Source organism: Rhodoplanes azumiensis, from assembly GCF_042682915.1.
GTDB lineage: Bacteria > Pseudomonadota > Alphaproteobacteria > Rhizobiales > Xanthobacteraceae > Rhodoplanes > Rhodoplanes azumiensis.
Window position 1 is genome coordinate 28,058 of the sequence record NZ_JBHUIW010000012.1, and the last position, 13,549, is coordinate 41,606.

12 protein-coding genes are annotated in these 13,549 nt (G+C 70.0%); 10 read left to right on the forward strand and 2 right to left on the reverse strand.

Annotated features, from left to right (window positions below; all coding sequences use genetic code 11):
• The first annotated feature begins 145 nt into the window (after positions 1 to 145).
• The 4 genes from ACFSOX_RS11805 to ACFSOX_RS11820 all read left to right on the forward strand — a co-directional run bounded on the left by ACFSOX_RS11805 (position 146) and on the right by ACFSOX_RS11820 (position 4,569).
• On the forward strand, positions 146 to 1,831 hold the full coding sequence (locus ACFSOX_RS11805; RefSeq protein ID WP_378478011.1) for a peptide chain release factor 3: 1,686 nt from the start codon (positions 146 to 148) through the stop codon (positions 1,829 to 1,831).
• Between the two features lie 80 nt (positions 1,832 to 1,911).
• The gene (locus tag ACFSOX_RS11810; protein WP_378478012.1) at positions 1,912 to 2,145 is read left to right on the forward strand and encodes a DUF433 domain-containing protein; all 234 of its coding nucleotides are present in this window, start codon (positions 1,912 to 1,914) and stop codon (positions 2,143 to 2,145) included.
• The gene (locus ACFSOX_RS11815; RefSeq protein ID WP_378478013.1) at positions 2,123 to 2,524 is read left to right on the forward strand and encodes a DUF5615 family PIN-like protein; all 402 of its coding nucleotides are present in this window, start codon (positions 2,123 to 2,125) and stop codon (positions 2,522 to 2,524) included. Before ACFSOX_RS11810 ends, ACFSOX_RS11815 begins: the two co-directional genes overlap by 23 nt.
• A gap of 116 nt (positions 2,525 to 2,640) precedes the next feature.
• Positions 2,641 to 4,569, forward strand: coding sequence for an FUSC family protein (locus ACFSOX_RS11820; RefSeq protein ID WP_378478014.1), 1,929 nt, complete (start codon positions 2,641 to 2,643; stop codon positions 4,567 to 4,569).
• A gap of 7 nt (positions 4,570 to 4,576) precedes the next feature.
• On the opposite strand, the gene ACFSOX_RS11825 is transcribed toward ACFSOX_RS11820, so the two are convergent.
• Together ACFSOX_RS11825 and tpiA are read right to left on the reverse strand one after the other, a co-directional pair.
• Complete coding sequence (locus ACFSOX_RS11825) at positions 4,577 to 5,065, reverse strand: hypothetical protein (RefSeq protein WP_378478015.1); 489 nt, start codon at positions 5,063 to 5,065, stop codon at positions 4,577 to 4,579.
• Positions 5,066 to 5,169: 104 nt separating this feature from the next.
• Complete coding sequence (gene tpiA, locus ACFSOX_RS11830; RefSeq protein ID WP_378478016.1) at positions 5,170 to 5,922, reverse strand: triose-phosphate isomerase; 753 nt, start codon at positions 5,920 to 5,922, stop codon at positions 5,170 to 5,172.
• A gap of 343 nt (positions 5,923 to 6,265) precedes the next feature.
• On the opposite strand from tpiA, the gene ACFSOX_RS11835 reads away from it, so the two are divergent.
• From ACFSOX_RS11835 to trpC, 6 genes are all read left to right on the forward strand, one after another.
• Positions 6,266 to 8,173 (forward strand): SurA N-terminal domain-containing protein, encoded by a 1,908-nt coding sequence (locus ACFSOX_RS11835; RefSeq protein ID WP_378478017.1) that lies wholly within the window; start codon positions 6,266 to 6,268, stop codon positions 8,171 to 8,173.
• Between the two features lie 26 nt (positions 8,174 to 8,199).
• Positions 8,200 to 9,732 carry an anthranilate synthase component I gene (gene trpE / locus ACFSOX_RS11840; RefSeq protein WP_378478018.1) on the forward strand — a complete coding sequence of 511 codons (1,533 nt, stop codon included), beginning with the start codon at positions 8,200 to 8,202 and terminating at the stop codon, positions 9,730 to 9,732.
• 156 nt (positions 9,733 to 9,888) lie between these two features.
• On the forward strand, positions 9,889 to 10,131 hold the full coding sequence (locus ACFSOX_RS11845) for an AbrB/MazE/SpoVT family DNA-binding domain-containing protein (RefSeq protein WP_378478019.1): 243 nt from the start codon (positions 9,889 to 9,891) through the stop codon (positions 10,129 to 10,131).
• 911 nt (positions 10,132 to 11,042) lie between these two features.
• Positions 11,043 to 11,663: an anthranilate synthase component II gene (locus ACFSOX_RS11850; RefSeq protein ID WP_378478020.1), complete on the forward strand. Its 621-nt coding sequence runs from the start codon at positions 11,043 to 11,045 to the stop codon at positions 11,661 to 11,663.
• A gap of 8 nt (positions 11,664 to 11,671) precedes the next feature.
• On the forward strand, positions 11,672 to 12,685 hold the full coding sequence (trpD, locus tag ACFSOX_RS11855) for an anthranilate phosphoribosyltransferase (protein WP_378478021.1): 1,014 nt from the start codon (positions 11,672 to 11,674) through the stop codon (positions 12,683 to 12,685).
• Positions 12,686 to 12,731: 46 nt separating this feature from the next.
• Positions 12,732 to 13,547 carry an indole-3-glycerol phosphate synthase TrpC gene (gene trpC, locus ACFSOX_RS11860; protein ID WP_378478022.1) on the forward strand — a complete coding sequence of 272 codons (816 nt, stop codon included), beginning with the start codon at positions 12,732 to 12,734 and terminating at the stop codon, positions 13,545 to 13,547.
• Positions 13,548 to 13,549: the final 2 nt, after the last annotated feature.

Here is a 13,549-nt window from a genome sequence, read left to right on the forward strand (position 1 = left end):
CCGGACGACTGGCGCCGCGGCGAACCCGGAATCCGGCGTCGCAAATCAGCATTCGCGGCTGGATTCCGGGTCCGGCGCGTTGCGCCGGCCCGGATTGACCACCCAGCCCTTGCCCCTGCGCCAATTCCCTGCCACATGGCGCGGCATGACCCAGCCGCTTCGTGATCCGGACCCGGCCCTCGCCGTGCCCGTCGCCGATTCGTCCGCCCTGCCCGACGCCGCGCCCGAGCTCGCCGTCTCGGGTTCGACCGCCTCGCCGCTGGCGAGCGAGGTCGAGCGCCGGCGCACCTTCGCCATCATCTCGCACCCGGATGCCGGCAAGACGACGCTGACCGAGAAGCTCCTCCTGTTCGGCGGCGCCATCAACCTGGCCGGCGAGGTCAAGGCCAAGAAGAACCGGCGCGACACCCGCTCCGACTGGATGTCGATCGAGCGCGAGCGCGGCATCTCGGTCGTCACCTCGGTGATGACGTTCGACTACCGCGACCGCGTGTTCAATCTCCTCGACACGCCCGGCCACGAGGACTTTTCCGAGGACACCTACCGCACCCTCACCGCGGTCGACTCCGCCGTGATGGTGATCGACGCCGCCAAGGGCATCGAGGCGCGCACCCGAAAGCTGTTCGAGGTGTGCCGGTTGCGCGACATCCCGATCGTCACCTTCATCAACAAGATGGACCGCGAGAGCCGCGATCCCTTCGAAATTCTCGACGAGATCGAGAAGACGCTGGCGCTCGACACCACGCCGATGACCTGGCCGATCGGCCGCGGCCGCGACTTCGTCGGAACCTTCGACATCGAGCGCGGCGGCGTGCGGCTGCTCGACGCCAAGGACGACTCCGGTCCGCCCGTGCCGATGGAGATGAGCGAGATCGCGGCCCTCAACGCCACGCTCGACGCCGATGCGATCGCGGCCGAGATGGAGCTCGTGACCGAGGCCTGTCCGCGCTTCGACCTCGCGGCGTTCCTGGAAGGGCATCTGACGCCGGTCTATTTCGGCAGCGCGCTGAAGAACTTCGGCGTCCGCGACCTGCTCGACGGCCTGCACCGCTTCGCGCCGCCGCCGCGGGCGCAGAACTCCGACGCCGGGCCGATCGACGCCGCCGATCCGCGCATGTCGGCCTTCGTGTTCAAGATCCAGGCGAACATGGATCCGAACCACCGCGACCGCATCGCTTTCGCCCGCCTGTGCTCGGGCAAGCTCACGCGCGGCATGAAGGCGAAGCTGGTGCGCACCGGCAAGCCGGTGACGCTGTCGACGCCGCACTTCTTCTTCGCCCAGGACCGCTCGCTCGCCGACGAGGCCTTCGCGGGCGACGTGGTCGGCATCCCGAACCACGGCACGCTGCGCATCGGCGACACGTTGACCGAAGGCCGCGACATCACCTTCGTCGGCGTGCCGAGTTTTGCTCCTGAAATCCTCCGGAGAGTCCGTCTTTCCGATGCGATGAAGGCCAAGAAGCTGAAGCAGGCGTTGCAAGAACTCGCCGAGGAAGGCGTCGTCCAGGTGTTCCGCCCGACCGACGGCTCGCCGGCGCTGGTCGGCGTCGTCGGCCCGCTGCAGCTCGACGTGCTCAAGGCGAGGCTCGCCGCCGAATACGGCCTGCCGGTCGAGTTCGAGCCGGCCGAGTTCCAACTCGCCCGCTGGATTTCGTCCGACGACAAGACGGCATTCGAAAGCTTCGTGGCGGCCAACCGCTCCGGCATCGCCGAGGATCTCGACGGCGACCTCGTCTACCTGGCCCGCAACGAGTTCTATCTCGGCTACACCCGCGAACGCGCCCCCGGCATCGCCTTCACGGACGTGAAGGAGACCCAGAAGGGGAAGTGAGGCGCGAGCAAGTACCGTTGTCCGGTCGAGTTGCCCCCGGCCCCGATGGGCGCGACAATGCAGCCATAGACGGGTCTCCCATGACCATGCGCATCACAATCGATCCCGGGCAGATGGGCGGCGTTCCGTGCATCCGCGGCCTCCGGATTCCGGCCGCGACCGTCGTCGGCATGCTGGCCGATGGCATGAGCCACGCCGAGATCCTGGCGGCGTTGCCGGATCTCGAGCCGGAGGACATCACCGAGGCCCTCAGGTTCGCGGCCGACGCCCTGCGGGAGCGTGAACTCCCGCTTGTCCCGGCATGCGGTTCCTGATCGACAATGCCTTGTCGCCAGCGGTGGCGGCCCATTTCGAACCGCCGGGCACGACGCGATCCATGTCCGCGATCTCGGCCTGCAGACGGCGAGCGACGAGCGCATCTTCGCCGCAGCGGCCGAACACGACCGCGTGCTGGTGTCCGCAGACACTGACTTCGGAACGCTTCTCGCTCTCCGTCGGGACCGCGGGCCGTCCGTCATCCTTTTCAGGCGCGGCACGGATCGCCGTCCCGATCGCCAAGCCAAGTTGCTGCTTGCCAATCTCCCACCGCTTTTGACGACGCTCGAAAGCGGCTGCGTCGTCGTCATCGAACGGTCGCGTGTTCGGTTCCGACCACTTCCGATCACCGGCGAACGCATCGACGACGGAGACTGATCGCCGGCCGCGTGCAGGCCGGCAATGCCGCCCCTGCGGGTTGCCATCCGGCGCCGGCCGGGGCACAACGGTGCCGCAGTGCAGCATTGCCGCCGCCTGCCGACCCCCGGACCCCTATGCTCGCGACCCTGAAACGCTGGTCGGGCCTCGACCGCGCCGCCCTCCTCCATGCCGCCGGCCTCGCCGGCTCCGCCTGGCTCGCCTTCACGATCGCCGCCGCTCTGTACATCCAGAACGCCTACTGGGCCGCCATGCCGGTCTTCGTGGTGGCGCAGGCCTCGCGCGGCCTCCTAATCGAGCGCGCCTTCTACCGGATGGTCGGCACCGGGCTCGGCGCGGCGCTCGGCTTCGCCATCGTTCGCATCGGACAGCCGGTGGCGGAGCTCGCGCTGCTCGCCGTCGTGGTCGCGATCGGGGCCGGGCTCACCCACATCCTGCGCGGCGTGCATTCCTACGGCACCTTCATGGTCGGGATGACGGCCGCCGTGGTCGTCTTCCCCTCGGTGCTGGCGCCCGAGCACGCGACCGAGATCGCCGTCGCCCGCGTGGAATGCACGTTCATCGGTGTGCTGGTCGTCACGCTGGTGATGGGGCTGATCACGCCGGGCTCGCGCCGCGACGCCTTCTACCGCCGCGCTCGAAAACTCGCCGCCGCGGCGGTGAGCTTCGCGGCGACCGCGATCGCGGGCGCGGCGGGACGCCCGTCGGCCGACGACGAGCGCGCCGTGCTGGCCGAGATCGCCGACGTCGATGCGCTCGCCGTGATGGTCTCGGCCGGCTCGGTCGAGGGTTATCGCCGGCTGCGCCACGTCAACGCGCTGGTGTCGGCCGCGATCGAGATCATGGCGGCCGGGCGCGACGCCGGCGCCCGGGTCCGCCGCGGCGGGACGCTGCCGGCCGGGCTGGCGGACCGATTGCAGGCGGTCGCCGCGGTGCTGCGCGAGCCGCCCGGCGGCACGGCCGTCCTGTCGCTCGGGCCGGAGCTCTCTTCAGGCCCGCCCGAGGTCGCCCGTATCGCCGCCGCGCTCGGCCAGATCCTCGGCGCCGACCGCGCCCTGTTCGCCGAGCCGGGCTCCGCCGACGCGGCCTCGTTCGGCGCCAAGGCGCGCTATCTCGCGCCCTATCGCGACTGGATCCTCGCCCGCGACACCGGACTCGCCGCCGGCTCCGCGACCTTCGCGGCCGGTCTCCTGGGCTGGTGGACCGGCTTCCCGGCGGCCGAGCTGACGGCGCTCGGCATCTGCATCTTCTCCATGGTGCTCGGCTCGATGCCGGCGCCACAGAAGATCGCGCCGCTCCTGTTCGGCGGCGTCGTGGCCGGCGTGCTGGCCGCGATCCTCTATCGGCTCGCGATCCAGCCCGCGGTGCCGACCGTCGGCGCGGTCGTCCTCTCGGTGCTGCCCTTCATGGTGGTGGGTGCGCTGTTCCGGGCGAGCCCGAAGACGGCGATCGCGGCCATGGACTTCAACATGTGCTTCCTGCTGGCGAGCCAGGCCGGACTGCCGGGCACCGCCGAGGTCGGCACCGTTCTGATCGACTCGTTCGCCCTGGTGATCGCCGCGGCGCTGACGAGCGGCGCCCACCTGGTCATGCCGCGCCGGTCCGAGATCCACGCCGCCGGCGCGGCCGGCTCGATCCGCTCGGACATCGCGGCCATGATCGTCCGCTTCGCGCCGAGCGCCCGGGCCGGGTGGAACCCGCACGCCTCGCGCCGCATGCTGCGCCTCCTCCTGCACCTTCGCCGCGCCGGCGATCTCGGCGCCGCCGCCCCGCAGGGCCTGCTCGCGGCGCTGAATCTCGGCCATGCGGTCATGGACCTGCAGACGCTCGCCCGTGACGAAAGCCGCCCGCCGGCGATGCGGTCGCGCGCCGAGAGCGCGCTGACGACGCTCGCCGGCTTCGCCGACGACCCCGAAGGCGTCGCCGACCGGCTGGAGCCGCTGGCGACGATCGCCGACGATCCCGCGCTCGCCCGCGCCACCGGCGCCGCCGCCGACGCGCTACGGGCCGGCGCCAGCCTGTTCCGGTTCGGGACAGGCGATTGAGCGGACGTCAGTACGGCGGGCGGGACAGGCGGCGGATGTTGTCCTCGACGCAGCGGCGCACCGGCACGAGCGCCTGCCGGGCGGCATCGTCGAAGCTGCCGCCGGTCAGCAGCGTGCGCATGGCGGCCGCCTCGGCCTCGAGGCCGGCGACGACCTTCTCGGCGACCATGCGGTGCGCCTCGCGGACCGCGGCGGGACCACCGCGGGCGAGCATGAGGGTGCGCATCGCGATGACGGCCTGGGCGCTGAACGAGAGTCCGGCGATGTCGAGGAATCGAGCGAGGGGGTCGGGAGTCACGGGGGATTCGGGGGAATTGGCGGTCTTCATGGCACGCCTCCGGCGCCGCAGGCCGGGGCAACGGCCGAGGTCGCGGCCGAGGCGAATGATCTCACGGAATTCGTAAGTTCCGGTAAAAGTGAGCAGGCAATCCGTCGGGACGGGGGGCTTGACGCGGGTCGCCCCGGGGCACGCCGAAGGCGCGAGCCCGGGATCCATTCGCCCGGTCTGTCGTGAGCCACTCGCACCGGGACTATGGCTCCCGGGCTCACGGACCTGCGGTCCCTGCCCCGGGATGACGGGCTCCGGCGATGGGCTTGCTCCTACCGATAGGCGCCGGCGATGCCCAAGAAGTCCGTCGCCTTGAGGCTGGCGCCGCCGACCAGGGCGCCGTCGACATTGGCGACCGCCATCAGCTCGGCGGCGTTGGACGGCTTCACCGAGCCGCCGTAGAGGACGCGCACGCCCTCCCCCTCGGCGCCGAACCGCGCCATCAGGCGATCACGGATGAAGCCGTGCGCCTCGGCGACGTCGGCCGCGGTCGGGGTGAGGCCGGTCCCGATCGCCCACACGGGCTCGTAGGCGACCACGAGATTCGTCGCCGTCGAGCCGTCCGGCAGCGAGCCGGCGAGCTGGACGCCCAGCACCTCCAGCGTCTTGCCGGCGACGCGCTCGTCCTTGGTCTCGCCGATGCAGACGATCGCGGTCAGGCCCGCCCGCCAAGCGGCCAGCGCCTTGGCGCGCACCTCGGCGTCGCTCTCCTCGTGGTAGGTGCGGCGCTCGGAGTGGCCGACGATCACGGCGGTCGCGCCGGCATCGGCCAGCATCTCGGCCGCGATGTCACCCGTGAAGGCACCGGACATTTCCGCGTGGCAGTCCTGCCCGCCGATGGCGACCGGGGTGCCGGCGGCGCGCGCCGCGAAGGCGGCGACGAGGGTCGCGGGCGGGCAGACCATCAGGTCGCACCGGCCGACGCCGGACGCCGCTGCGATCACGGCGTCGAGCTCCCCGATCGAAGCCTTCAGCCCGTTCATCTTCCAGTTGCCCGCCACCAGCGGGCGACGCTCAGCCGCCATCTCGTCCTCGCGATGCTCGACGGCCCGAATCGAAGGCGCGGCGCCGCGCGCCGGCCGGCCCGACCGAGGCCTCTCCGGGTCGCTCGGGTTATGCCACGATCGTCCCGGCGGTGCGACAAAATCCGTCGTGCCTCAGGCCTTTCGGCGAAGTTGCGGGGGTGCGGCGCCCCCCCTATGATGCGCGCCGCCGCCGACCGGCCGACGAGATCGTCCGGGGCGGCACTCCCCCTCGCGCACCGCCGGACGAGCCGGCGGGCGACGCGGCCGATCGACGGGGCCTTCTTCCTCGACCCGACCAGCGGATGTCGCGTGAAGGCGCCCCCAACCATTGCGAACAGGACAAATGCTCCGCGGTATCCGCAAGGCCTCATCCAACTGGCTCGGCAAGATCGTCATGGCGGCCGTCGTCGGCTTCCTGGTCATCAGCTTCGCGATCTGGGGGATCGGCGACATCTTCCGCGGCTTCGGCGTGTCGACGGTCGCGACCATCGGCAAGAGCGAGATCACCATCGAGCAGTTCCGTCAGGCCTACAACGACCGGCTGCAGCAGTACGGCCGCCAGCTCGGCCGACCGATCACGCCCGACCAGGCGCGCGCCGCCGGCCTCGACCGCCAGATCCTCACCTCGCTGATCGCCGAGGCCGTGCTCGACGAGCGGGCCCGCCAGCTCGGCCTCACCATCTCGGACGAGGAGGTGGTGCGCCAGATCATGCAGGATCCGGCGTTCCGCGGCCTCGACGGAAAGTTCGACCAGCAGCGTTTCGCCTATCTGATCCGCCAGGCCGGCTACAGCGAGCAACGCTTCATCGCCGAGCAACGGCGCGTGTCGCTGCGCCGCCAGCTCGCCGGCTCGGTCGGCGGCGAGGTCGCGGCACCGATGACCACGGCCGAGGCGATGGCCCGCTACGAGAACGAGGAGCGTTTCGTCGACTACGTCGTGCTCGACGCCGCCAAGGCGGGCGACATCCCCGGTCCGACCCCGGAGGAGCTGCAGGCCTATTACGACCAGCGCAAGTTCCTGTTCCGGGCCCCCGAATATCGCAAGGTGATGCTCCTCGAGCTGACGCCGGAGCAGATCGCCGGGACGATCGAGGTCAGCGACGAGGACGCCAAGAAGGCCTACGACGCCGCGCAGACCCGCTACACCGTGCCGGAGAAGCGGCAGGTGCAGCAGATCGCCTTCCCGACGCCCGAGGAGGCGAAGGCGGCCCAGGAGAAGCTCGCGGCCGGCACCACGTTCGAGGCGCTCGCGGCCGAGCGCAACGTCGCGCCCGCCGACCTCGATCTCGGCCTCGTGGCCAAGGCCGAGATGCTGGATCCGGCGATCGCCGAGGCGGCGTTCGGACTGCCCGAAGGCGGCGTCAGCGCGCCGGTCGCCGGCCGCTTCACCACGGCGATCCTACGCGTCACCAAGGTCGAGCCGGGCCACACCCGGCCGTTCGCCGAGCTCGAGGCGCAGATCAAGAAGGATCTCGCCGTCGACCGCGCCAAGGCGTCGCTCGCCGATCTGCGCGACAAGATCGAGGACGAGCTCGCCGCCGGCAGCCGCCTCGACGAGATCGGCGCCAAGCTCAAGCTCCCGGTGCGCATCATCGACGCGATCGACCGCTCCGGCCGCACCCCGGACGGGCAGACGGTCGCGCTGCCGACCGGCATCGACGTGCTCGGCCCCGCCTTCTCGACCCAGGTCGGCGTGGAGAACGAGGCGCTGTCGATCCCGGGCGGCGGCTCGCTGTGGTACGAGGTCGCCGGCATCACGCCGTCACGCGAGCGCCCGTTCGACGAGGTCAAGGACCGGGTCGCCGAGCGCTGGCGCAACGACGAGATCGGCAAGCGCCTGACCGCCAAGGCGAACCAGATCGTCGACGCGCTCAAGGCCGGCGGCTGGTTCGCCGATGTCGCGACCAAGGACGGCCTCAAGGTCGAGAGCGCGCCGGCGCTGAAACGCCGCGCCCGCGGGCCGCTGCCGGCCGACGTGGTCGAGCTGGTGTTCAAGACGCCGAAGGACGGCGTCGGCACGGCGGCGGGCTCCGGCCCGACCGAGCGCATCGTCTTCAAGGTGACGGACATCAAGCCGCCGCCCTTCGACGCCGGCAGCGCCGACGTCAAGAAGCTCGTCGAGCAGCTCCGCAACGCCTATGCGGACGACGTGATGGCGCAGTACGTCGCCCAGCTGCAGAACGAGCTGAACGTGAAGATCAATCAGACGGCGCTGGCGCAGGCCGTCGGACGGGGCTCGGCCGAGCCATAACGCGGCCGACGCGAGCGTGGCGTGACATGCAGATCGAACCGCAGGCGGACGCCTTCGTGGACGCCTATGGGCGTGGCATCGCCCAGGTCGTGTCCACGACCCTGGTGGCCGACCTGGAGACGCCGGTCTCGGCCTTCATCAAGGTCGCGGACGGCAAGCCGGCGAGCTTTCTCCTGGAGTCGGTCGAGGGCGGCGCGGTGCGCGGCCGCTACTCGATCATCGGGCTCGATCCGGACCTCGTCTTCCGGGTGCGCGACGGCAAGGCCGAGATCGTCCGGCCCGGGCGCGGCGCGCCCGACGGCCGGACGCCCGACACGGTGACGCCCTGCCTCGAGCCGCCGCTCGCGGCATTGCGCACGTTGATCGCCGAGAGCCGCATCGCGCTCCCGGACGCGCTGCCGCCGATGGCGGCCGGCGTGTTCGGCTATCTCGGCTACGACATGGTGCGGCAGATGGAGGAGATCGGGGAGCCCAACCCCGACCCGATCGGCATCCCGGACGCCGTGCTGCTGCGGCCGACCATCGTGATCGTGTTCGACGCCGTGAAGGACACCATCACGGTGGTGACGCCGGTGCGGCCCGATCCCGGCGTGCCGGCCCGCCTCGCGCATGCGCGCGCCGTCGAGCGGCTCACCGCCGTGGTCGACGCGCTCGACCGGCCGCTCCTCAAGGAGCAGGCCGTGACCGTCGCCGAGCTGCCCGACCAGCCGCCCGTCTCCAACACCACGCCGGACGCGTATGCCGACATGGTGCGGCGGGCCAAGGAGTACATCGCGGCCGGCGACATCTTCCAGGTCGTGCTGGCGCAGCGGTTCTCGACGCCCTTCGCGCTGCCGCCCTTCGCGCTCTATCGCGCGCTGCGCCGCGTGAACCCGGCGCCGTTCCTGTTCTTCATCGATCTCGGCGGCTATGCCGTGGTCGGCTCCAGCCCCGAGATCCTGGTGCGGGTGCGCGAGAACACCGTGACGATCCGCCCGATCGCCGGGACACGGCCGCGCGGAAGCACGCCGCACGAGGACAAGGCGCTGGAGGAGGAACTGCTCGCCGACCCGAAGGAGTGCGCCGAGCATCTGATGCTGCTCGATCTCGGCCGCAACGACGTCGGCCGGGTGGCGGCGATCGGCAGCGTGACGGTGACGGACCAGTTCTTCATCGAGCGCTACAGCCAGGTGATGCACATCGTCTCCAACGTCGAGGGGACGCTCGCGTCCTCGCACGATGCGCTCGACGCTTTGGCGGCGGGCTTCCCGGCCGGCACGGTCTCGGGCGCCCCGAAGGTGCGGGCCATGCAGATCATCGACGAGCTGGAGAAGGAGAAGCGCGGCCTCTATGCCGGCTGCGTCGGCTACTTCTCGGCCGCCGGCGAGATGGACTCGTGCATCGTGCTGCGCACCGCGCTGGTGAAGGACGGCACCATGTACGTCCAGGCCGGCGCCGGCATCGTCGCCGACTCGGATCCGGCCGCCGAGCAGCAGGAATGCGTGAACAAGGCCAAGGCCCTGTTCCGCGCCGCCGAGGAGGCGCGCCGGTTCGCCAGCGCGGCGAAACGCGGGCAGTAGCGGGGGGCATGCGCGCCCCAGCAATACCGATTAACCCTTTTAAACTAGTCGACCTCCCGTTTTGGCACATGGCCGTCATCACCGCTTTCCGGTTGCGCGGGAGCAGGCGGATCGGTAGGACGGCGACCTTTCCGACGTGGAATTGCGGAGGCCGTCGTGCAGGTCGCGAAGTGGGGTGACAGTCTGGCGGTTCGGCTGCCCAAGGAGGTCGTCGAGGTGCTGGGCCTGCGCGAGGGCTCGACCGTCGAGCTGCGCGTCGCCGGCCCCGCGACGTTCGAAATCTCCAGCGCCCCGACGATCGAGGAGATCCTCGCCCGCGCACTGCGGCTGCGCGGCGACCTCGCCGACGCCGGCGGCTTCGTCGAGGCGCCGGACGACCGCCAGGGCCGTCTGTTCTGAACATCGTCCTCTGGCGGGACGATGTTCCGGATCATTGTCTCTCCAGAGCGCCGCCCACTGGGGACCGCGGCGCTTGACAACACCGGATTGCATCAATAGACGATACTATCGAAGATTGAATTTGGTCGACTCGCATATGTGATGTATAGAGCTTCTCCGTTCACACGGGGAGATAAAAGCATGCTTGCAATGGCTGAAAATCGCAGAAAGCGCTATCGTCCGCACTTCAGTTTTATCGTTCTATCTTTTGGCTTCCTCGTATTTTATAATGTTATGTCCTGGCTTCCCGAAATCCACTTTCTGTCCGGCTTGCGCGTTGGTGACGTGAGGCTCGACTTGGCAGTTCCTGCCGCTGCGATCTCTTTCGCGATCTGGGCTAGCGTCGCTATAATCAAGCCGGCCGGATGCCATAATCGTATTCGATCATGATGCTCTTACAAAAGCTTTCCAACCTTTATATTGATAATCTGGGAAAATTTCTGATCACGGTTTCCCTACTCTGTGCGATTGGGCAAGCAGCGTTCTATGCCGTCAAGCAATATCCTGCAGATCTCCCGGGAATAATCCAGAAGACCACGGCCGGGGCGGGACTCGTCGTTGGCATAGCTTTGATCATTTGTGCTTTTGATGTGACGCTCCTTCAAAAGATAACGAATTTGGAAGGATATATCTTTATATCCGGAATTTGTTATATCTACCTTGCATATATCGGCCTTTTTCCGAGAAAGCCTGGTCTAGGCAATGGCGGTCCGGATCGGTCGAACGGACGAGCTTGACCTTCACCGACACTGGTCTCGGTGCTTGTCCCGGAGGCGATGATGTTTACCGGCCCGCGTCCGCTCGCGGCCGTCGCCGCCTTGACCCCCCTCCGCCGCGCGGTCTAAGACCCCGAGAGGGGGGCGGCCGGCGCCATGATCGTCCTGATCGACAACTACGACAGCTTCACCTTCAACCTGGTCCACTATCTCGGCGGGCTGGGGGCGGACGTGGCCGTCCATCGCAACGACAAGGTGACGGCCGACGCGGTGCTGGCGGCGGCGCCGGAGGCGATCGTGCTGTCGCCGGGCCCGTGCACGCCCAACGAGGCCGGCATCTGCCTCGAGCTGATCGACAAGGCCTCCGCCACCGTGCCGATGCTCGGCGTTTGTCTCGGTCACCAGGCGATGGGCCAGGCGTTCGGCGGCACCGTCGTGCGCGCGCCGGTGCCGGTGCACGGCAAGCTGTCCGAGATGTCGCATGCGGGCCAGGGCCTGTTCCGCGGCATCAACGGCCCGTTTCGGGCGACCCGCTATCACTCGCTGGTGGTCGAGCGCACCACCCTGCCCGACGACCTCGCCGTCACGGCCGAGACCGACGGGCTGATCATGGCCATGCAGCACAGGACGCGGCCCGTGCACGGGGTGCAGTTCCACCCCGAGAGCATCAAGTCCGAGCACGGCCATCTGATCCTGAAGAATTTCCTCGACATCGCCCGCGCCTTCAACGAGGCGGCGGGCCGGACCGACGGGCGCCCGGCGTCCCGGCCGCAGTGAGGCTTCAAATGGTCGAGCTGAAGACGCTGATCGCGCAGGTCGCCACGGGTGCGCCGCTGAGCCGCGAGCAGGCCGCCGCGGTGTTCGCCCGGATGATGTCGGGCGAGGCGACCCCGTCGCAGATGGGCGCGCTCCTGATGGCGCTGCGGGTGCGCGGCGAGACCGTCGAGGAGATCACCGGCGCCGTCACGGCGATGCGGTCCAAGATGCTCAAGGTCGAGGCGCCGCCGAATGCGGTCGACGTGGTCGGCACCGGCGGCGACGCCTCGGGCTCGTTCAACATCTCCACCTGCGCGGCCTTCGTGGTCGCCGGCGCGGGCGTGCCGGTGGCCAAGCACGGCAACCGCGCGCTCTCCTCCAAGTCGGGCGCCGCCGACGTGCTCGCCGCGCTCGGCGTGCGCATCGAGCTCTCGCCGGAGCAGATCGGCCGCTGCATCCGCGAGGCCGGCATCGGCTTCATGTTCGCGCCCGTGCATCACCCCGCGATGAAGCATGTCGGGCCGACCCGGGTGGAGCTCGGCACCCGCACGATCTTCAACCTGCTCGGGCCGCTGTCGAACCCGGCCGGCGTGAAGCGCCAGATGGTCGGCGTGTTCTCGCGCCACTGGGTCGAGCCGCTCGCCCATGTGCTGAAGAATCTCGGCTCCGAGCGCGCCCTGGTGGTGCACGGCTCGGACGGGCTCGACGAGATCACGACGGCAGGGCCGACCGCCGTCGCCGCACTGGAGAACGGCACCGTCACCACCTTCGAGATCACGCCCGAGGAGGTCGGTCTGCCGCGCGCCGTCCCGGAGGCGCTGCGCGGCGGCGACGCCGCCGCCAATGCGCTCGCGCTCAAGGGCGTGCTGGAGGGCCGCAAGGGACCGTACCGCGACGTCGCGATCTTCAACGCCGCCGCGGCGCTCGTCGTCGCCGGCAAGGCCGCGGACTTGGCGAGCGGCGTCGCGCTCGCGGCGCAGTCGATCGACACCGGCGCCGCCGAGGGCAGCCTCGGCCGGCTGATCGCCGTGTCGAACGCGTGAGACCGGACGTGACGCCCCGAAGACCCGAACGCGAGGCGTGAGCCCGATGGCCGACATCCTGCAGACGATCGAAGCCTACAAGCGCACCGAGATCGCCGCCGCCAAGAAGGCGCATCCTTGGGCCGCTGTCGCCGAGGTGGCGAAGGCGGCGACGCCGCCGCGCGGCTTCCTGCGCGCCGTCGAGCGTCGGCTCGCCCGCCAGCAACCCGCCCTGATCGCCGAGATCAAGAAGGCGAGCCCGTCACGCGGGCTGATCCGGGCCGACTTCGACCCGCCGGCGCTCGCCCGCGCCTACGAGGCGGGCGGCGCCACCTGCCTGTCGGTCCTGACCGACGGCCCGAGCTTCCAGGGCCGTCCCGACCATCTGATCGCGGCGCGCGCCGCGACGGCGCTGCCGGTGATCCGGAAGGACTTCCTCTACGACCCCTATCAGGTGGTCGAGGCGCGCGCGCTCGGCGCCGACTGCATCCTGATCATCATGGCGGCCGTCGACGATCGCACCGCCCGCGACCTGGAGGAGACCGCGGCCGAGCACGGCATGGACGCGCTGATCGAGGTCCACGACGAAACCGAGCTGGAGCGCGCCCTGAAGCTCTCCTCGCGGCTCCTCGGCATCAACAACCGCGACCTCAAGACCTTCGAGACGAAGCTCGAGGTCTCCGAGCGGCTCGCGCCGCTGGTGCCCAAGGACCGCGTGCTGGTCGGCGAGAGCGGCATCTTCACGCCCGCCGATCTCGCCCGTCTCGCCCGCGTCGGCATCTCGACCTATCTGATCGGCGAGAGCCTGATGCGTCAGGCCGACGTGACGGCGGCGACCCGTGCGCTCCTCGGCCGCGGCGCCGCCGCGCCCGCGGCCGAGTGATC